At 59.1% G+C, this 20,408-nt stretch carries 13 protein-coding genes; 10 read left to right on the top strand and 3 right to left on the bottom strand.

Going from position 1 to position 20,408, the window contains the following annotated elements; all coding sequences use genetic code 11:
- The first annotated feature begins 53 nt into the window (after nt 1–53).
- The 6 genes from guaA to ACW5W7_RS03470 all read left to right on the top strand — a co-directional run bounded on the left by guaA (nt 54) and on the right by ACW5W7_RS03470 (nt 8,505).
- A complete protein-coding gene (gene guaA, locus ACW5W7_RS03445; RefSeq protein WP_456500776.1) occupies nt 54–1,631 on the top strand; it encodes a glutamine-hydrolyzing GMP synthase in 1,578 nt (525 codons plus the stop codon).
- A gap of 375 nt (nt 1,632–2,006) precedes the next feature.
- Nucleotides 2,007–2,279 carry a hypothetical protein gene (locus tag ACW5W7_RS03450; RefSeq protein ID WP_349922071.1) on the top strand — a complete coding sequence of 91 codons (273 nt, stop codon included), beginning with the start codon at nt 2,007–2,009 and terminating at the stop codon, nt 2,277–2,279.
- 713 nt (nt 2,280–2,992) lie between these two features.
- A complete protein-coding gene (locus ACW5W7_RS03455; protein WP_434667760.1) occupies nt 2,993–4,456 on the top strand; it encodes an amidohydrolase family protein in 1,464 nt (487 codons plus the stop codon).
- A 96-nt stretch (nt 4,457–4,552) separates the two neighbouring features.
- Nucleotides 4,553–5,971: an MFS transporter gene (locus ACW5W7_RS03460; protein ID WP_456500777.1), complete on the top strand. Its 1,419-nt coding sequence runs from the start codon at nt 4,553–4,555 to the stop codon at nt 5,969–5,971.
- Nucleotides 5,972–6,304: 333 nt separating this feature from the next.
- A complete protein-coding gene (locus tag ACW5W7_RS03465) occupies nt 6,305–7,651 on the top strand; it encodes a protein kinase (protein ID WP_456500778.1) in 1,347 nt (448 codons plus the stop codon).
- 206 nt (nt 7,652–7,857) lie between these two features.
- Nucleotides 7,858–8,505, top strand: a complete 648-nt coding sequence (locus ACW5W7_RS03470; RefSeq protein WP_456500779.1) for a thiopurine S-methyltransferase — start codon at nt 7,858–7,860, stop codon at nt 8,503–8,505.
- Nucleotides 8,506–8,780: 275 nt separating this feature from the next.
- Here the strand turns inward: ACW5W7_RS03470 and ACW5W7_RS03475 are convergent, their stop codons facing one another.
- Entirely contained in the window at nt 8,781–11,555 is a 2,775-nt protein-coding gene (locus tag ACW5W7_RS03475; RefSeq protein ID WP_456500780.1) for an insulinase family protein, read from the bottom strand.
- 161 nt (nt 11,556–11,716) lie between these two features.
- Here ACW5W7_RS03475 and sixA point away from each other — a divergent pair, with 161 nt between their 5' ends.
- The 3 genes from sixA to ACW5W7_RS03490 all read left to right on the top strand — a co-directional run bounded on the left by sixA (nt 11,717) and on the right by ACW5W7_RS03490 (nt 13,656).
- Complete coding sequence (gene sixA / locus ACW5W7_RS03480) at nt 11,717–12,184, top strand: phosphohistidine phosphatase SixA (RefSeq protein ID WP_456500781.1); 468 nt, start codon at nt 11,717–11,719, stop codon at nt 12,182–12,184.
- A gap of 133 nt (nt 12,185–12,317) precedes the next feature.
- Nucleotides 12,318–12,524: a DUF1107 domain-containing protein gene (locus ACW5W7_RS03485; RefSeq protein ID WP_349922445.1), complete on the top strand. Its 207-nt coding sequence runs from the start codon at nt 12,318–12,320 to the stop codon at nt 12,522–12,524.
- Nucleotides 12,525–12,735: 211 nt separating this feature from the next.
- On the top strand, nt 12,736–13,656 hold the full coding sequence (locus tag ACW5W7_RS03490) for a DMT family transporter (protein WP_456500782.1): 921 nt from the start codon (nt 12,736–12,738) through the stop codon (nt 13,654–13,656).
- A gap of 59 nt (nt 13,657–13,715) precedes the next feature.
- Here ACW5W7_RS03490 and ACW5W7_RS03495 read toward each other — a convergent pair whose 3' ends face one another.
- Nucleotides 13,716–15,332 carry a peptide ABC transporter substrate-binding protein gene (locus ACW5W7_RS03495; protein ID WP_456500783.1) on the bottom strand — a complete coding sequence of 539 codons (1,617 nt, stop codon included), beginning with the start codon at nt 15,330–15,332 and terminating at the stop codon, nt 13,716–13,718.
- 373 nt (nt 15,333–15,705) lie between these two features.
- Here ACW5W7_RS03495 and fbp point away from each other — a divergent pair, with 373 nt between their 5' ends.
- Nucleotides 15,706–16,740 (top strand): class 1 fructose-bisphosphatase, encoded by a 1,035-nt coding sequence (gene fbp / locus ACW5W7_RS03500; RefSeq protein ID WP_100858471.1) that lies wholly within the window; start codon nt 15,706–15,708, stop codon nt 16,738–16,740.
- Between the two features lie 190 nt (nt 16,741–16,930).
- Here the strand turns inward: fbp and mfd are convergent, their stop codons facing one another.
- Nucleotides 16,931–20,386, bottom strand: a complete 3,456-nt coding sequence (gene mfd, locus ACW5W7_RS03505) for a transcription-repair coupling factor (RefSeq protein WP_456500873.1) — start codon at nt 20,384–20,386, stop codon at nt 16,931–16,933.
- Between the last annotated feature and the right edge of the window lie 22 nt (nt 20,387–20,408).

A 20,408-nucleotide genomic window follows, 5' to 3' on the forward strand; every position in this document is an offset into this window, starting at 1 on the left:
CCCTTTTTTATCCCGTGCTTTTTGTGACAACATCAGCCTGATGCAGGAATAAAATGACTAAAGATATTCACCAGCACCGTATCCTTATCCTCGACTTCGGTTCCCAGTACACCCAGCTGATCGCCCGCCGCGTGCGCGAGATCGGCGTCTACTGCGAGCTCTGGGCCTGGGATGTGACCGAAGCGCAGATCCGTGAATTCAATCCGAGCGGCATCATCCTCTCCGGTGGCCCGGAATCCGTGACCGAGGCAGGTAGCCCCCGCGCCCCCGAATATGTCTTCAACGCCGGCGTGCCGGTGTTCGGCATCTGCTACGGCATGCAGACCATGGCCGAGCAGCTCGGCGGCAAGGTGCAATCCTCCACCGAACGCGAATTTGGTTATGCCCAGGTCGAAGTGCTGGGTCAGAGCACCCTGCTGCGCAACATCGAAGACGCCATCGCCCCGAACGGCCACGCCCTGCTGGACGTCTGGATGAGCCACGGCGACAAGGTCACCACCATCCCGGCCGGTTTCACCACCATCGCCCAGACCGCCACCTGCCCCCACGCGGCCATGGCTTGCGAAGAGAAGCGTTTCTACGGCGTGCAGTTCCACCCGGAAGTGACCCACACCCGTCAGGGTGCCCGTCTGCTGGAACACTTCGTGAAAGACATCTGCGGTTGCGAGTGCCTGTGGACTCCGGCCACCATCATCGATGACGCCGTCGCCCGCATCCGCGAGCAGGTGGGTGAAGATGAGGTGATCTTGGGCCTCTCCGGCGGGGTGGACTCCTCCGTGGTCGCCATGCTGGTGCACCGCGCCATCGGTGATCGCCTGACCTGCGTCTTCGTGGACAACGGTCTGCTGCGCCTGAACGAAGGCCAGCAGGTGATGGACATGTTCGGTGATCACTTTGGTCTGAACATCGTCAAAGTCGATGCCGAGGAGCGCTTCCTGTCTGCGCTGGCGGGTATCGACGAGCCGGAAGCCAAGCGCAAGACCATCGGTCGCGTCTTCGTGGAAGTGTTCGACGACGAGTCCAAGAAGCTCAAGAACGCCAAGTGGCTGGCTCAGGGCACCATCTACCCGGATGTCATCGAATCGGCTGCCAGCGCCACCGGCAAGGCCCACGTCATCAAGTCTCACCACAACGTCGGCGGCCTGCCGGAAGAGATGAAGATGGGTCTGGTCGAGCCCCTGCGCGAGCTGTTCAAGGACGAGGTACGCCGCGTCGGTCTCGAACTCGGCCTGCCTTACGACATGCTCTACCGTCACCCGTTCCCGGGCCCGGGTCTGGGTGTGCGCGTGCTGGGCGAGGTGAAGAAAGAGTACTGCGATCTGCTGCGCAAGGCCGATGCCATCTTTATCGAAGAGCTGCGCAAGGCCGACCTCTACAACCAGGTCAGCCAGGCGTTCGCCGTCTTCCTGCCGGTGCGCTCCGTCGGCGTCATGGGCGATGGTCGCAAGTACGACTGGGTCATTGCCCTGCGCGCCGTCGAGACCATCGACTTCATGACCGCCCACTGGGCCCATCTGCCGTACGACTTCCTCGGTCACGTGTCGAATCGCATCATCAACGAGATCAACGGCATCTCCCGCGTGGTGTACGACGTCTCCGGCAAGCCGCCTGCAACCATCGAGTGGGAATAAGGGTTAACCCCGCTTCCTGCCGATAACGCAAAACTGCAAAAAAGACGCCCTTGCGGCGTCTTTTCTTTTTCCAATCGTTTGCGCCTCACTTTTCTGTTCGTTAGCCGTTTTCTCGCCTTCTTGTCTCTGTGATCTATGACAAGGGGGATCATGGATCACGCGCTAGGCTCTGCCATGCCAATTGAGACCTGCTCTGTAAGGCGCCGGTCGTGGCAGAAGGGGAGGATGGCGACAGCAAAGCCTCCATGTACGCTGTCGGCACCGGACATACCACTCTCTGGTATGGCCCCGGTGGAGTCCTGGTGCCACTTGAATCAACGGAGCGGAACCCGAACAGCCAAACGAGTAGGGACAAGAGATCACGGAGGGTTAGTTATGTCAGAACAAGCAGTGTTGTTGGGCGGATGGACTGCCTACCATAAGTTGAGCACCAAGGATCAGGCCGTATTCAATCAAGCGCTGGCAGGATTTGTCGGGGTGCAGTACACACCCTTTGAGGCCTCGACCCAGGTCGTCGCCGGCACCAACTACCGCTTCAAATGCAAGAGCACGGTACCGTTGCCCAACCCCATCCACGGGGAAGCCGTAGTGCAGATCTTCCAATCTCTGGAAGGCACTGCCCAGATAACCTCCATCACCCCGATCTGATCCGTAGTGGGACAAGCCGGGGAAGGAGAAAAGCTACCGACCGGTTGATCCCAAACATCATCAATAAGAAAGACGCTCTAGGGCGTCTTTTCTTTTTCCAATCGTTCGTGAGTAAAATTTGCTCTTTGGTGGGGGCCTGAGGTCGTTTCGTCAGCAGCGTAGTCGTGGGGTTATTATTCGCTCGATAAATCCTTATCGGGCATTGCGAATGTGGTGACATATTGCTCGCCTGCCAGGGGAGGGCTGATGCGGTTGAGTCAAGAGGGGTGGGCAAGCGATACGCAAGCAGCAATCCTATGTGTCCTTAGGGCCCGGGTGAGCGACCGCTGCGGGCACAGGGTATCTCCAAGGCAGGTTTATTCCAGACAAGCCATCCCCTTGGTGAATGCCTTGCGCCATTCAATGAGGCAGATGAACCTTCTCTCAAAATATTCCTCCATATGCATGGGATCACGGCCTGCGTGATTGAACCGTATCACCGTTACCTTTATTCAACCTTGGCCGGATTGAGCAATATCTTGTCCGGATTGTCCACTGACACTTGAATAGAGTGTTTTTATAATTTCACCATGAGATTGAAAGATGAATTCCTGATGATGCTCAGATAGGGAACCATTCATCTTTAAAACATTTTACTGTGGTGATGGTGTTAAAAATAAAAACACTGGTTGCAATGTGACTTTTAATATTTTCTGGATTAATGAAGGTACTGTATGAATCAGCATAAGAAAGTTATTCGGGGTGGTGTCTTTATCACTATGGATAAGGCCATGGGTGATATCCATAATGGTGCGTTGCTGATTGAGGGAAACCTCATTAAAGGCGTGAGTCGAAACCCCCATGAATTTGACAGTCACGAAGATGCGGAGTTTATTGATGCCGATGGTGCCATCGTCATGCCTGGGATGGTCGATGCTCATCGCCATAACTGGATGTCTCTTTTCCGTGGGGTGTCGACAGAAGAGTCCTTGCCGGCTTTTCTGATCAATACGTTTTACGCTTTCGGTGGTGTGCTTACCGCAGACAACATGTATGCCGCCGTGCTTGGCGGTAACGTGAGTGCTCTCAATGCGGGTACAACCACTGTGTATGAGATCAATGACTGTGTGAATACTCCTGATCATGCGGTGAATGCGATCCAGGCCATGAAGGATAGCGGTATTCGTGGCATCTATGCCTATGGCATGCAGGTATATGATTTCAAACCAGCCGGTTTTAAATCCATGAAAGATCGCCTGGATAATGCGAAAGATATTTCGAAAACCCAGTTCAATGGTCAAGATCGCCTGAAAATGGGGATGCTCATTTCTGACTTGGGTACCGTTGATTTCGAGTCGACAGTCAAACAGATCAATCTGATTGACGAGCTGGGAATAAAATGTGTTTCTCACACGGGGGCGGCGAAAACATCGGTACTACTGCGTGGCCTGCGAGAACTGGATGATCACGGTCTGTTGCGCCCGGGCCACCTGCATGCACACAGTAATGGATTAACCGGTGAAGACTGGAAACTGATTGCAAAGACAGGTGGGTATGTCGTCAGTACACCGTCCAGTGAATTGCAAATGGGGATGGGGTTCCTGCCCTATCGGCCTTGCGTCGAACATAATATTCCCTTTGGTCTGGGGACCGACCTGACGGGGGTAACGACTGACGATCTGTTCACCCAGCTGAATATTGCATTGCAAATTGAGCGAGCCCTGGCCAATGACAAGGTTCACCAGCGTGACACCATGCCATTCGTCATTACGCCAACCGTGCGTGAAGCACTCCATTGGGCCACTCTGGGCAGTGCTGAGGTAATGGGAATGGAGAATGAGATCGGCTCATTAACCATAGATAAAAAAGCCGACATTATTATCATTCGCCATCATGAAGGCTTCTCTCCGACAATGAATGTGGCTGGCAGTGTTGCGCAAATGACGAAGAGTAGCGATGTCGATACCGTTATCGCTGACGGCATGATCCGTAAACGCCATGGCCAGCTCGTCGGGTATGATTTGGAAAAAATTGAGAGCCTGTCACAGACCGCCTTTGAAGAGCTCTCCATCAAAGCGAAGTCATTTGTGACTTTGTCAGCGGATGAAATTGAACAGTTCTTCCGTCTGGCCGAGCGCAAGGCGTCTTACCACTTTGCACAGGCATATGGTGGTGATTTCTTCGATAAAGCAATGTAACAAACATCAAGTGAAATGAAGCAACCGCCATTAAGGATATTTAATGGCGGTTGTTTTATGTGAGCTTATCAAGCAACCGACAGTTCGGATTAAAAAATGACTCGTGACACATTTGAAAAGCCAGAGAAACAGGTTGAATCACCCTATCTAATGTTGATGGTATTGATGATAGGAACCTTTTCTGGTTTGTTTGGCGAAACAGCATTGAATATGGCGCTGCCCACGCTCATGGACGAGTTTTCGATTACTGCGGGTATTGCACAGTGGTTGGTGACTGGCTATCTATTGACCTTGGCCATCTTCATGCCTGTTTCGGCCATTTTAACTAAATGGTTCAATACGAGAAGCCTTATTCTAAACGCAATCCTAATCTCCTTCATTGGGTGCGTGATCGCCACTGTTGCGACCAGCATCATCACGCTAATGATTGGCCGTATTGTGCATGCGATAGGTACAGCCATCATTCTACCCGTACTCATCAATGCCGCCTTGGTTACCTTTCCTAAAATAAAGCATGCTGCCATCATGGGGTTCGTTGGCATCGCAATCACGCTTGCTCCCGCTATTGGGCCTACATTGTCTGGCGTCATAATTACATTCGTGAACTGGCGAGCCATCTTTATAATCAGTGCTTTGCTTTATATGATGATATTCATGATGACTCTGAGTGTCGTGGAGAACATCGGTGACATCAGCAAGCCTGAGGTAGATGTGATCTCTATTGCGCTATCAGCATTGGGGTTTGGTGGGGTCGTTTTCAGCCTGTCCATCATGGCAGAAACGCCCTTGCTGTCGCCAACGCTCTGGTTACCAATGATGCTGGGGATTACCAGTCTCATCCTGTTTGCATGGCGGCAAGGGCGCATTACATTGCCCATGATAAACTTTCGTGTTTTTAACCAACGTGAGTTCTCAATAGGGTTATTCATGATGATGTTAAGCATCATGAGTGTGCTGGCCACAGCGATAGTGTTGCCCATTTATTTTATGAATGTTTTAAAGCTGGAGGCAGCATTGGCAGGCATGTTCCTTCTTCCTGGAAATATTGCAAATGTCGTGTTGTCACCCATTGTTGGAAACTTGTATCACCGCTATGACACCAGAGTATTTACCGTCATGGGAGCTGTATTTATTCTATTGAGTGCCGCAATTTTCCTCGGTGTCGTCAATGAGTCCACATCAGCATGGAAGATCAGCATCGCATTTACCTGCCTCTGCTGCGGGGTGACCTGCATTATCATGCCTGCTCAAACGACGGCGCTGAGTGCCTTATCCAAAACACTCTATGCGGATGGTTCGTCGGTGTGGAACACGCTATATCAGGTATCGGGAGCCATTGGCTCTGCGGTTTCTGTGACCTTGATGTCTCAAGTTACCGATAAGTTGCTGGTGAGTGGCGGGGATATCAGTGAAACCGCGGCCCTGTCCCAGGGGGTTCATGCTGTCTTTTACTTCATATTGTTGATCGGGGCGTTATCGCTATATCTGGCATTCAAACTTAGAAAGCCGGATTGACCAAGCGGCAGGCAGAGGGGCGTTATCTGACCTTGAACGATATTTTCGGTTGTCATTGTTTGCCCCTCTTTTAACCGTGAGATTCAGCGCCAGGGTTCTGGTGTTTCAGATAATCAATGTCAGTCCGTGGCAAGCAGCTGGACGTTAAAGGAGTCGTGCATTCCAATCAGGTTGCTTGCAACATGATCCGCCAGTGGCGTAACAAACCAGAAGATCTCTGGCGCCAGTTCTTTATAATGCCCCTCTTTTCATGGCTGCCGGGCCAAGGCCCGGCGGTGCAGATGGCCTGCTTCATCACGACGGATAGCCGGCCACCCCGAAAGAGACATTGCCATGCATACCCTGGAACAGCTGCGCGCAGGCTCCTTGAACGGTGCACGTCACCTCAAGCTCTGTGAAAACCTGACGACCTTCCCCCTCGAGATCTTGAGCCTCAAAGAGACACTGGAGGTGCTGGATCTCACCGGCAACCAGCTCTCTGCACTGCCGGACGCACTGGCCGAGTGCACCAAGCTTCGCATCCTCTTCTGCTCCGAGAATCATTTCACCGCACTGCCCGAGGTGCTGGGGCGTTGCCCCGCGCTCTCCATGGTGGGCTTCAAGGCCAACCGGATTGAAGTGGTCTCCCCCAAGTCGCTGCCCGTGAGGCTGCGCTGGCTGATCCTGACCGACAATGCCATCGAGCGCCTGCCGGACGAACTGGGTCAGTGTACCTCCTTGCAAAAACTGATGCTGGCGGGCAATCGCCTGACCGCGCTGCCCACGAGCCTCGTCCACTGCCAGCGGCTCGAACTACTGCGTATCGCCGCGAACCGGATAGAGACGTTCCCCACCTGGCTGCTCGCCTTGCCGCGCCTTGCCTGGCTCGCCTACGCGGGCAATCCCTTCGCCGAGGGGTGGGAGCCGAAGAGGGCAAACGCGGTTGCCGATATTCCCTGGCACGAGCTCGAGCTGGGCGCCTTGCTGGGGCAGGGGGCGTCCGGCGCCATTCACCGTGCGACCTGGCGCCCCGCAGTGGGCCAGCCAGTGGCATTGGCCCTCAAGCTGTTCAAGGGGGCGGTGACTAGCGACGGCCTGCCGGCGGCCGAGATGAAGGCCGCCTTGGCGGCGGGTCAGCATGCGGCGCTCATCGGGGTGCTGGGGCGGGTGGATGATCACCCCTCCGGGATCCCGGCGCTCGGGATGACGCTGGTCAGCCCTCACATGCAGAACCTGGCGGGGCCGCCGAGCCTTGATTCCTGCACCCGGGACATCTACCCGGAGGGGCTCGCACTCTCGTTGTCGGCGGCGCTCGCCATGGTCAGGAACGTCGCCTCGGCCGCCGCCCATCTGCACCGGTTGGGGGTGATGCACGGGGATCTCTACGGTCACAACCTGCTCCATGATGGGGAGGGGGCCGTGCTGCTCGGGGATTTCGGCGCCGCCTCCTGCTATCCGCTGGCAGACGCCGTGCTGGCTGCCGCGCTGGAGCGGCTGGAGGTGCGCGCCTTCGGCTGCCTGCTCGAAGAGCTGCTGGCCCTGTGCCCGGCGAAAGCCGCCGGGTGCGAGTCGCTCCATCGACTGGCGAACGAATGCCAGCGCCCGGAGGTGGTCTTGCGACCGAGCTTTGCCGAGATTGGCTCCCGGCTTGACGATGCGCTGTGTTCGTTGCGCACCGAGAGGGCGCCGCTGATGGGATAAACGACTGCGGGATCTGAGTCCTGACGGTATTGTGTCGCAAGGTGGCAAATGGGTAGTCAAAGGAACCTGTTAAAGTGATTTGGATGCATATTTTATGTTGTTGACGATGGCCGTTATGAAATGGCCAAGACAGGGTCGACAGGGCTTGCACCGCCCCGGTGAAGTTGTGATATTGATGCATCATTGCAGATGGCGAGAGGATGAGGATGGAAGCGGCATTTTGGCATCAGAAGTGGGAAGAGAACCGGATAGGCTTCCATCAGGCGGACGTCAACCCCTGGCTGCCGGTCGGCTGGTCCGCTGAGCAAGAAGAGGAGACCGTGCTGGTGCCCCTGTGCGGCAAGTCCAGCGACATGCTCTGGCTGAGTGGCCAGGGCCATCCCGTTGATGGCTTCGAGCTCTCCGAGCTTGCCATCGAGCAGTTCTTCAGTGAAAACCGGCTGACCGAGACGGTGACCGAGGTCGGCCCCTATCGCTGCCATCAACACGATCGTCTGCGCATCCATCAGGGGGATTTCTTTGCGGCCCCCGCCCTCGGGCGCCAGTACCAACAGGCCTATGACAGGGCGGCTCTCATCGCGCTGCCGAGCGCCATGCGCCGGGAGTATGCCCAGTTGATGAGCCGCTTGATGGCGCCAGGCGGACAGATCCTGCTGGTGACCCTCGAGTATCAGCCGGAGCAGCAGAAGCAGCCGCCGTTCTCGGTGGGGGAGATGGAGGTACGCCATCTGTTCGAGCGGGACTTCGCGGTGGAGGTGCTGGGCCGGGCCAGCGAGCAGGAGCACCCCAGGGTGATCTCGGGTCAGCTCTCCTATTTTGACGAGGTAGCCTACCGGCTGACGCGCCGGGGCTAGGGACCCCTTGGTGAGGAGCGTGAGACTCTTTTTACCTCCTTTGATGTAGATCAACGTGGTGGAGAGAGGCTCTGTCTAAGATGGCTCTGTTTCTCAATCACTGTCAGGTTTCGGTCGGCGCGCTCTGGTTTCATCGCCTGACCTGTCATCGGCTCAGTGTCTGATTTTCACGCTCATGTTCACTTTGGCGGCCCAGGTCGCAATTGCTAATGGTTTTTCCAGCCGACCCCCAGGGGTCGGCTTTTTATTATCTGCGGTTTGGTGAAAAGAGGCTGTTACGCCTCGAAGGTGGTGGCGGCGAGGCGAAATGCTCTGGGATCGTCGATGAACTGGCCGGTGATCCGATCGTCGTGCTCATGGCCCTGGCCATAACTGCAGAGGATCAGCCTGTCCGAAGTTCGGGAGCGCAACTGGGTGATGAAGCGTACCAGATCGGCGCGGCTGAGGTTGCCCACCTCCTCGCAGACCCGTTCCCGCTGATCGAAGCCGAGATCCTTGTTGCCAATGCTGACCCAGAGCCGCTGGCCGCGGCTGCGCAGGTTGGCATCCCGCTCACTGAGCTGGGCCTGCAGGCCCGCCTTACTCTCCTGCCACTGCTGCTCGGTAAACTCCAGCATGGCGATGGGGAAGAGGTCGATGAACTCCTCCACCGCGTCCAGCAGGATCTGCGGCCCCGCCACCGGTGACTGGATATAGAAGATGAGGCCGGGGTGGCGATTGAGGGGCAGGTTGCCGGCCCCCACCACGTAGCCGAGCTGCTGACGGGTGCGCAGTTCGTGGAAGAAGGTGGAGGACATGATGTGGTTGGCCAGGGTGAAGCAGGCGAGATCCCGCGCCCGCACGGTGCGGGATTGGTAATAGACCAACAGCGCCGAGTCTTCGTGCTCGCAACCCTGCTCACGAATGAGGGTACCCCTGTCCTGGATGGAGATGAGGGGGCGGCGGGTCTCGGCACTGGGCTGGCTGTTGTCGCCCAAGTGGCGCTCCAGCAGGGCGGCGAGATCCAGTGCCTCGCCCACATCCCAGTCCCCGTGCACCAGGGTCTCCACGTGTACCTTGGCGAACAGCTGGGCGACGAACTCGGGCATCTCGCCAAGCTCGATGGTGCGCAGGTGGCGCAACAACTGCTCGAACGGCGGATTGTTGGGTTGCAGCAGGCTGGTGAGCTGGTTGAACAGCTGGGAGATGGGGCGGGTCTTGGACTGGTTCTCCCAGTTGCGGATGAGCTGCTCTTTTATCTCGGCAAAGCGAGCCGGATCCGGGTAACCCAAGGTGCGGTTGCTCAGGATCATGTCGAGCAGCAGGGGCTGTTTGTCGGCAAAGCCGCTCATGTTGATGGTAAAGCCCCCCTGGTGGGCATAGATCTGGTAGCCGAGCCCTGCGAGCTCTGCCGGGTAGGTGAGGGCATTGAGGTGATCCTGGAGCAGCTCCACCGCGAGGCGGGCCATGGCGATGTGACGCGGGCTCTTCACCGCATGTTCGCTGTCGATGGAGATATAAAGGTTGCCCTTGGGCACCCCGAAGAGGTGCTCGTGCAGATGCCAGAGTCGAAAACCCGGTCTGTCCACCAGGCAGGCGGGCATGTCGGCAGGCAAGGGGGGCGTGCGCGCATCCAGTCGGCTGCTGATGAAGGGGTTGGGGGCGGGCAGATGCAGATTGGAGTCCGGTTCGCTCTGCTGCCAGCGGACTTTCAGCGCCTCCGGAATGGGGGCGACGCTGTAGGGGGTCTGATACCAGCGGGCGAGGCGATCGGTACTCACCTCCGGCGCCTGCACCGTCATGCGCAGGTTGTGGGGGGTGAGCTTGGCGAGGAAGCGGTGCAGCAGCGCCTCGTCATATTCGCGCATCATGTAGTCGCCGTAGAGCAGATCGGCCGGAGCGTAACTGAAGAGGTTCAGCACCAGGCTGGAGGCGGTGTCCAGTGCCCGGCCTCGCTCCTGGAAGCGGAAGGCGGATTCCAGCACGCTGCGCTTCTCGTCGTAACGCCAGGCCTCCAGGCCATCGCGCTCGATGAGTTTCAGGTAGCCGAACAGCGCCTCGATGATCTCGTTCACGTGCTCGAGACCGAGGGGCGTGAGGCCAAAGCTCACCCCGAAATCCTTGAAGTTGCTGCCGCTGATCCCGCCGCCGGCGGCGAGCTGATTGACCCAGCCCTTGCCCTTGAGCAGGGAGAGCAGGCTGCCATCCCCTTCGTAGCCGATAAGGTGGCTCAGGAAGGTGAGGGGCTTCTTGTCGTAGTAGGCATCCACGCTCGGCAAGGGGAAGGTCAGCGCCAGCTTGCGGGTCTCCTTGACCGGTTTTATCTGGATGCGGATGCCGAGATCCTCGAGGCGATAGAGGGGGACCGACAGGGTCGGCTCGCCGAGGTTGCGATCCTGAATGGGGCCGAAGTAGTGCTCACACCAGCCGAGCTGGGTCTCGATGGGGGCGGGGGAGATCATCACCAGCGCCATGCGATCCGCACTGTAGTGAGATTCGTAGAAAGCAACGAGGTCGGATCTCAGATCCCGGCCGGGCAGATCGGCCAGGGTATCGAGGTTGCCCACCGAAAATTTGGAGAAGGGGTGGGCCGGATTGACGGTCTCTTTATGTACCTGATAGCTGCGGCGCACATCGTCCTGCAACTTGAGGCGGTATTCGGAGTCCACCGCGTTGCGCTCCTTGTCGACCCACTCGGTGGCGAAGGTGGGGCAGATGAAGAACTGGGAGAAGCGATGGAGCCCTGCCTCGAAGAAGCCGTTGTCGATGTCGAAGAAGAAGTTGGTGAACTCGGTCCCGGTCCAGGCGTTGTTGCTGCCCCCGTGACGACTCATGAACTGCTGATATTCACCGGGCTTGGGATAGGTCTGGGTGCCGAGAAACAGCATGTGCTCGAGGAAATGGGCCATCCCCTGGCGGTCGGCGGGATCATCGAAATGGCCGGTATTGACGGCCAGAGAGGCGGCGGACTTGTCGGTATCGGGATCGCAGATCAGCAGGACCCTGAGCCGGTTTGCCAGCTCCAGATAGTGATACCGCCTATGGTCGTTGGGACTGGCATGTGGGCTCATGAGGGCTGACTCGCGGTGAATTTATTTGAATTTAAACATGATTATCGACGCCGCTATCTCACGAGGCAAACCCTTTTCTGAGAGGTAGCGCAATTGTTTCCCCCGGCACGGCGGGGTAAGATCCCCCCGCTATTTAAACAGGCCCCCTGGGCGAGGTTGTAATGAAGATCTACATCATGCGTCATGGCCAGGCTGGCATGAATGCAAAAACGGATGAACAGCGTCCCCTGACCGAGCAAGGCCGTGACGAGTCCATTCATATGGCTCGCTGGCTGGCTCCCCAATTGACGGGTCCCTTGAGTCTGGCGATTCATAGCAACTATCTGAGGGCCAGACAGACCTGGCAGGGCATCGCTCCCGAGCTGCCAAAGGCGCAGAGCGTCGAGGAGAGTGGCGATATCACCCCTTACGGGGATCCGGCCATGGTGGCGAGCTATCTCACCGCTCTGGCGAGCCGCCATGACAACATTCTGATGGTCAGCCATCTGCCGCTGGTGGGCTATCTGGTGCAGAGCCTCTGTCCGGCGGCGGGGGCGCCCATGTTTGCCACCTCCGGCATGGCCTGTATCGAGTGGCAAGATGACAAGGGGGTATTGCTCTGGCTGGAAGGGCCGCATACAATACGATAAAAGTTAATAATAAGTTACAGAATGGTTTTTTAGGGAAGAGATGGGCGATTTTTCCGGTATTTTATATAAATTTAACGGAATTATTTCGCAGGAGCTGCTGTCATACGGATACAACTGCAAGAGGTTGCAAACGATGAGAGTGTTCAAGAAATACCTGCCGCTGATGGTGGCAAAACATGTCAAAACTTTCTTCAAGGGACGGATCTACATCCACGGCAGGGGGCGCTTCGATTTCCAGTCGGGCTTGTTATTGATGCCAATGGCGGCCGACATTCCCCATCGCCAGACGGTGCTTGAGGTCAACGAGTTGATCTCGAGGCTGCACATGGATGCGGCGTGACAGACACGCCCGGATAGGTTCCCCCTCATGCCCGCCCTCGTGCGGGCATGATTGTTTCAAGTCCTCCGAAAACGCCGTTTTGAAAATCGCTGTGGCAATCTTTGTTACCGGCTGTCGATGACTTTTTGCGCCGCCGATGATGGTGCTTGCTTATCCTGTTTGCCTCTCTATACTCCCGCAAAATACCCGCTGTCTTGTTCTGGATTTAGCGATGCCACTTGCCTTCTTGTTTCCCTTCTCCTGCATGGCCATCTGGGCCGGCAACAGCATTGTCAGCAAGCTGGCGGTGGGCGTGCTCTCACCGGCGGCCCTGGCCTGGTCGCGCTGGGTGGTGGCGGCCATCATCCTGACCCCCTTCCTGGCCCACCGCGCCTGGCGCGAGCGAGTGCGGCTGAAAGCCGGTTTCTACAAGCTTGCCATGCTGGCCCTGCTCGGCATGGTGTTGAACCAGAGCTTCGGTTATTACGCCGCCCAGACCCTGGGGGCCACTGAGATAGGCCTCATGATGGGGCTGACACCGCTGATGACGGTGATGCTCAGCATCTGGCTGCTGCACGAGCGCCCGACCTGGGGGGCCCTGCTCGGCGGCGTTATCTCCATCTTCGGGCTGACCATCCTGCTCGGGCAGGGGGATCCCGCTCGCATGTTCACCCAGGGCATTCACATCGGCTACATCTACATGCTGTTGTCGGCGGCTACCTATGCGCTCTACAGCGTGCTGCTCAAGCGCTGGGATCTGGGGCTGAGCAGCTGGACCCTGTTCTACGGCCAGGTGCTGTGCAGCCTCCTGTTCCTCACCCCCTTCTACCTGCTGGTGGACGGACAATGGCCGGATCATCGCGCCCTCTGGCTCATCCTCTATGCGGGGATCCCGACCTCGGCGCTCTCGCCCTGGCTTTGGATGCAAGGCATTGCCCTGCTCGGGGCGAGTCGCACCGCCATCTTCATGAACCTGCTGCCGGTGATGACGGCGGCCCTGGCCATCAGCTGGCTCGGGGAGCGGCTCACCAGCTACCACCTGATCGGCGGCGGCATGACGCTGGTGGGGGTCTTGCTGGCGCAGTTGCTGGTCAAACCGGTCATCTTGCGGCGCCGTACCCGGCTGGCCATGGCGGGTTGCTCCGACGACTGAAACCCCGGTAGAAAGAAAAAAAGACCGCCAACAGGCGGTCTTTTTGTTTTGTGGCCGGCTCACTGGGCCGTCAGATAGAGGTCTTTGGAGTAGACCAGATCCTGCGGGTTGTGATAGGGGTAGCCCTTGACGAAGGGCTTGAGCAGCCGGGATTTCACATAGAAATAGACCGGGGCTATGGGGGCTTCGGCATCGATCAGGGCTTCCGCCTGCTGGTAGAGGTGATTGCGCTCGGCCGCGTCCTGGGAGTCATGGGCCTTGGCCAGCAGGGCGTCATATTGCGGGTTGTGCCATTTGCCGCTGTTGGCGCTGCTGCTGGAGGTCATGATGTCGAGGAAGGTGGAGGCGTCGTTGTAGTCCCCGTTCCAGGAGTAGCGGCTCACCCCGAAGTCTCCCTCATTCAGGGTCGACACCATGGTCTTCCACTCCATGTTGTTGAGCTCGGCCTTGACCCCCAGGTTGTGCTTCCACATGGAGGCGATGGCCAGGGCAATCTTCTTGTGCCCCTCGTTGGTGTTGTAGAGGATGTCCACGTCCAGCGGCTTGCCCGGGCCATAGCCCGCTTCGTTCAGCAGGGTCTTGGCCTCCTTGATCCGCGCCTCCTTGCTCATCAGTTCGCTGGCCGGTTGCTTGAGTTCAAACCCGTCCACGCTTGGTGGCGTCAGGCTGAAGGCGGAAAGTTGCCCCTGTCCCAGGATCTTCTCGGTGATGGTATCCCGGTCGATGGCCAAGGAGAGCGCCTTGCGCACCTTGGGGTTGTCGAAGGGTTTACGCTGGGTGTTGAACACATAGTAATAGGTGGCAAGCAGGGGCACGTTGACCAGCTCTTGCGGACTCTGGCTCTTGATCTGCTTGTACTGCTCCAGCGGATAGCTGGTGTAGTGCACCTCGCTCGCCCGGTAGCGGTTGAAGGCGGCGGTATCGGAGACGATTTCCAGATAGATCACCTTGTTCAGCACGGTATGCTGATTGTCCCAGTAGTGGACGTTGCGCTCGGAGATGAGCCGCTCGTTCGGGGTCCACTCTTTGAGCACGAAGGCGCCGTTGGAGACGATGTTGCCCGGCTTGACCCACTCGTTGCCGTACTTCTCGATGGTCGCCTTCGGCGCCGGGAAGGTGGTGTAGTGGGAGAGGGTCTTCAAGAAGAAGGGGACCGGGTTTTTCAGGGTGATCTGCAGGGTATGGTCATCCAGGGCCTTGATGCCGAGGGCATCGGGCTTGGCCTTGCCTTGCACCACCTCGCTGGCGTGGGTGACCCCGGTCAGCTCGATGAACCAGGCGTAGTTGGAGGCGTTCTTGGGATCAGCCGCCCGCTGCCAGCCATAGACATAGTCCGCCGCCGTGACCGGCTCGCCGTTTGACCACTTGGCGTCGGGTCTGAGCTTGAAGGTATAAATGGTGCCCGTGGGGTCGAGCTCATAGCTGAGGGCGCCGGCGGGTTGCAGCTTGCCATCCCCGTCCAGGGTGTAGAGTCCCTCGAACAGATCGTTGACGATCTCGCTGCCCGCGCTCTCCTCCACCATCTGGGGATCGATGGAGGCGGGCTCGGTGCCGATGTTGCGCACGAAGGTCTGCTGGGCTGCGGGGAGGAGCTGGGTGCCGGCAGGCACCTGTGCCGCCAGGGCGGGGAGAGAGATCAGGGCGGCAACCGTGCCGGCAATGAGTGTCCTTTTCATTGAATATCCTTATGTTTTTTTGCTTCCAAAGCCAAGCCAGTGTGCGGGATTGAGCCCCAGATCTCAAGGAGGGATTGGAGGGTGTCATGGACCTGTTCCCGAATGGGGAGGGGCCGGAGAACGGCGGTAACGGGGGTTGGATTATTGTTACGAATTAAGGTGGTGAAAGAGGTCGGTTGACGCCCTATTTTCCCCAGTATGACGCCATTTTCTGGCGTGAACTGGCGAGACAATCACCGCCTTAATTCGCTGCAAAAACAAAAAACAGACGTTACATTAGGTTACAAAACAACGCAGCCGAGGATCGGCACTTTTTTTGTCGATGCTTGCAAACGTTTTCAAGGCCAACGGAAACGATCCTAAAGGAAGAAGAATGCGAAACATGATCACCATGGGCGAGTTCATCGTCAAAAAGCAGGCGGACTACCCGACCGCAACCGGCGAGCTGACCTCCTTGCTCAGCTCCATCCGCCTGGCTGCCAAGGTGGTGAACCGGGAGATCAACAAGGCGGGGCTGGCGGACATCATCGGCTCCATGGGAGCCGAAAACGTGCAGGGGGAGGTGCAGCAGAAGCTGGACGTCTACGCCAACGAGCGCTTCAAGGCGGCGCTGGAAGCCCGGGGCGAGGTGTGCGGCATGGCCTCCGAAGAGGAAGAGGACTTCGTCTCCTTCGATTCCGAGCTCTCCCGCCACTCCAAGTACGTGGTGCTGATAGACCCTCTCGACGGTTCTTCCAACATCGATGTCAACGTCTCGGTCGGGACCATCTTCTCCATCTACCGCCGGGTGAGCACGCCGGGGGCCGGGGTGACCCTGGAGGACTTCCTGCAGCCGGGCAACCGTCAGGTTGCCGCCGGTTACGTGGTCTATGGCTCCTCCACCATGCTGGTCTACACCACGGGCTTCGGGGTCAACGGCTTCACCTATGACCCTTCCATCGGCTGCTTCTGCCTCTCCCACGAGAACATCCGCATCCCGGAGGAGGGCAAGATCTACTCCATCAACGAGGGCAACTACATCAAGTTCCCGGACGGGGTGAAGAAGTACCTGAAATATTGCCAGGAGCGGGACGAGGCGACCCACAGACCCTATACCTCCCGCTACATCGGCTCCCTGGTGTCGGATTTCCACCGCAACCTGCTCAAGGGCGGCATCTACATCTATCCGTCCGGCACCAACTCCCCGAACGGCAAGCTGCGTCTGCTCTACGAGTGCAACCCCATGGCGTTTCTGGTGGAGCAGGCCGGTGGCAAGGCCTCGGACGGCTTTGGCCGCATCATGGACATCCAGCCCACCGCCCTGCACCAGCGCACCCCCTACTTCGTCGGCTCCACCAAGATGGTGGACAGGGCCGAGGCCTTCATGCGGGAGTTTTCCGCCCACGAGGATCCGGCCAATCAGGGATGAATGGCTCGCAGGGCGCTGGCAACCCAAGGGGGCCAGGCATGACGAGCAGGATAGACAGATAAAAACGGGAGCCTCAGGGCTCCCGTTTTGTTGGGGGGTCATGGATGGCCGCGCGACGAGTGGTCTGGCGTACTGACTCAATGGCGTTGTGCCAGCCAGCACTGCTTGTCAGACCAGCAAGCGGGGCTCATCAGGGCAGGGCGTGCTTGGCCAAGTCCGCCAGCAGGGAGTCCACCAGTTTGAGCCGCATGGCCCTCTCCTGGTTCGGCACCTGGAAGCGCAGGCGGGTCGGTCCATCCATTTTATAGATACGTGGCTGCTCGGAGAGAAGTTTTACCAGATAGGTCGGATTGACCTTGGTGTCCTGACTGAAGTCGAGGTAGCCACCGCGATCGCTCATCTCCACCCGGCGGATGCCAAGGGCCGTGGCCCGCTGGCGGAAGGCGGCTATCTCCATCAGCGTCTTGGTCGCCTCCGGCAGCAGGCCGAAGCGGTCGATGAGCTCCACCTTGAGCTCCCGCAGCTCCTGCTCGTCCCGGCTGCTGGCGATGCGCTTGTACATGGAGAGGCGCATGTTGACGTCCGGAATGTAGTCGTCCGGCAAGAGAGCGGGCAGGCGCAGCTCCACCTCGGTGTGCTGGCTCATCAGCTGATCCAGGGAGGGCTCCTTGCCGTGCTTGAGCGCCTCCACCGCCTGCTCCAGCAGCTCCATGTAGAGGGTGAAGCCGATGGATTCGATCTGGCCGCTCTGATCGTCCCCGAGCAGTTCGCCCGCGCCGCGGATCTCCAGATCGTGGGTGGCGAGCGCAAAGCCCGCCCCGAGATCTTCGAGCGATGCGATGGCGTCGAGCCGCTTGGCGGCGTCCTTGGTCATCAGCTTGGGATGGGGGGTGAGCAGATAGGCGTAGGCCTGGTGATGAGAGCGGCCGACCCGGCCCCGCAACTGGTGCAGCTGGGCCAGGCCCAGATGATCCGCGCGGTCCATGATGATGGTGTTGGCGCTCGGCACGTCGATGCCGGTCTCGATGATGGTGGTGCACACCAGCAGGTTGAAGCGCTGATGGTAGAAGTCCGACATCACCCGCTCGAGCTCCCGCTCGCGCATCTGGCCGTGAGCGATGCCGATGCGCGCCTCCGGCACCAGGGTGGCGAGATCCGCCGCGCACTGCTCTATGCTCTCCACGTCGTTGTGGAGGTAATAAACCTGACCGCCCCGCTTCAATTCCCGCAGCACCGCTTCCCGGGTGACCGCCGGCTCCTGCTGGCGCACGAAGGTTTTGATGGCTAGGCGCTTGGCGGGCGGGGTGGCGATGATGGAGAGATCCCGCATGCCGGACATGGCCATGTTGAGGGTACGCGGGATCGGGGTCGCGGTCAGGGTGAGGATGTCCACGTCGGCCCGCAGCGCCTTGATCTTCTCCTTCTGGCGTACCCCGAATCTGTGCTCCTCATCGACGATGAGCAGACCCAGATCCTTGAAGGTGAGATCGGACCCCAGCAGTTTGTGGGTGCCGATGATGATGTCCACCTTGCCTTCCGCCAGCTCCTTGAGCACCGCGGTCTGCTCCTTGGCGGAGCGGAAACGGCTCAGCACCTCGACCCGCACCGGCCAGTTCGCGAAGCGATCCCGGAAGTTGTCGTAGTGCTGCTGGGCCAAGAGGGTGGTCGGCACCAGCACCGCCACCTGCTTGCCGCCGTGCACCGCCACGAAGGCCGCCCGCATCGCCACTTCGGTCTTGCCAAAGCCCACGTCGCCGCACACCAGGCGGTCCATGCTCTTGGCCTGGCACATGTCGCCGAGCACCGCATTGATGGCGTTGAGCTGATCTTCGGTCTCCTCGAACGGGAAGCCGGCGGCAAACTGGCGATAGGCCTCTTTGTCGTGCTTGAAGGCAAAGCCGTGGCGGGCCGCCCGCATGGCGTAGACGTCCAAGAGCTCCGCCGCCACGTCGCGGATTTTCTCCGCCGCCTTGCGCCGCGCCTTGGTCCAGGCCTCGCCGCCGAGCTTGTGGCTCGGCGGGTTGTCCGAGCCGGTGTAGCGGCTGATGAGATGCAAGTTGGTGACCGGCACGAACAGCTTGTCGCCGCCCGCGTACTCCAGAGTCAGGAACTCGGTGGGCAGGCCGCCGGCGTCGATGGTCTCGAGGCCAAGGTAGCGGCCGACCCCGTGATCCAGGTGCACCACGGGCTGACCCTGGGTCAGTTCGCCGAGGTTGCGAATGACCGCATCGGAACTTAAGTTCTTGCTCTTGTCCCGGGCGCGACGGCTTCGGATCTTGCCGCCGAGCAGCTCGGTCTCGGTGATGAGGGCGAGCTCCTCCTGCCCCGGCTCGCGCAGCAGGAAGCCTCGCTCCAGCGGGCAGACCAGCAGGCCATGGCGCGCGGTGCTGGCCACGAAGGCTTCAAGGGAGGTGAACTCCCTGGGCTGCACGCTGATGCGCGCCAGCAAGTCACCCAGCACCTCCCGTCGTCCCTCGGACTCCACGGAGAACAGGGTGCGGCCATCAAAGCCTTGCAGGAACTGGTTGAGTGCCAGCAGGGGCTGTTCCTTGCTGTGATCGAGCTGCAAGTCCGGCAGGGGAGCCGTGGCCAGGTTGTGCTGACCGGCGCTCCCATCGGTGGCGTCGGCCTGCAGCCGCACGGCGCCATAGTCCCCGAGCGCCGCAAACAGCTGCTCCACCGGCAGATAGATCTGCTGGGGCGGCAGCAAAGGACGGGTGTTATCCCAACGTCTGTCCTCATAGCGCTGACCGATATCGTTCCAGAAGCGCTGGGCGGCAGGATAAATCTCTCCCACCGTGAGAAGCAGGGTGTTGCCTGGCAGATGGTCGAACAGGCTGGCGGTCTCGTTGAAGAAGAGCGGCAGATAGTATTCGATGCCGGCGGGCCAGCGTCCCTTGCTCACCTCCTGATAGATGGAGCCCTCGGCGCGGGAGATCTCGAACTGCTCCCGGTATTGGCCGCGAAACAGCTCGATGGCTCCCTCGTCGGTGGGAAACTCCCGGGCGGGCAGCAGGCTCACCGACTTGACCGGCTCGCTGGAGCGCTGGGTCTCGGGATCGAACGGGCGGATGGAGTCCACCTCGTCGTCGAAGAAGTCGATGCGATAGGGGCTGTTGCTGCCCATGGGGAAGAGATCCAGCAGGGAGCCGCGGGCGGCGAACTCGCCGTGCTCCAGCACCTGTTCCACCGCCACATACCCGGCCTCGGCCAGACGCCCGCGCAACTGCTGCAGGTTGAGGCGCTGGCCCGCCTTGACCAGCAGGCTGTACTTGTCCAGATAGACCCGGGGGGCACAGCGCAGCATCAGGGTGGAGATGGGGACGATCAGCACGCCGCTGCTCATCTGCGGCAGCTTGTAGAGGGTCTCGAGGCGCTGGGAGATGATGTCCTGATGGGGGGAGAAGGTGTCGTAGGGCAGGGTCTCCCAGTCCGGGAACAGCAGCACGGGGCAGCCCTTGTCAGCCAGCAGATACTGCAGTTCCTGTTCGAGGCGCAGGGCGCTCGGGGTATCGGCGGTGACCAGCAGAACGGGGCGATCCGATTGCTGGGTGAGACGGGCGGCGACCAGTGCCAGGCTGCTGCCGACCAGCTGGCCAAGGGTGATCTTCTGGCCCGCTTTGGCGGGCAAGGCGGGGATTGTCATTGGCATCGTTCGATTCTTTTCA

It is taken from the genome of Aeromonas intestinalis, from assembly GCF_054052485.1.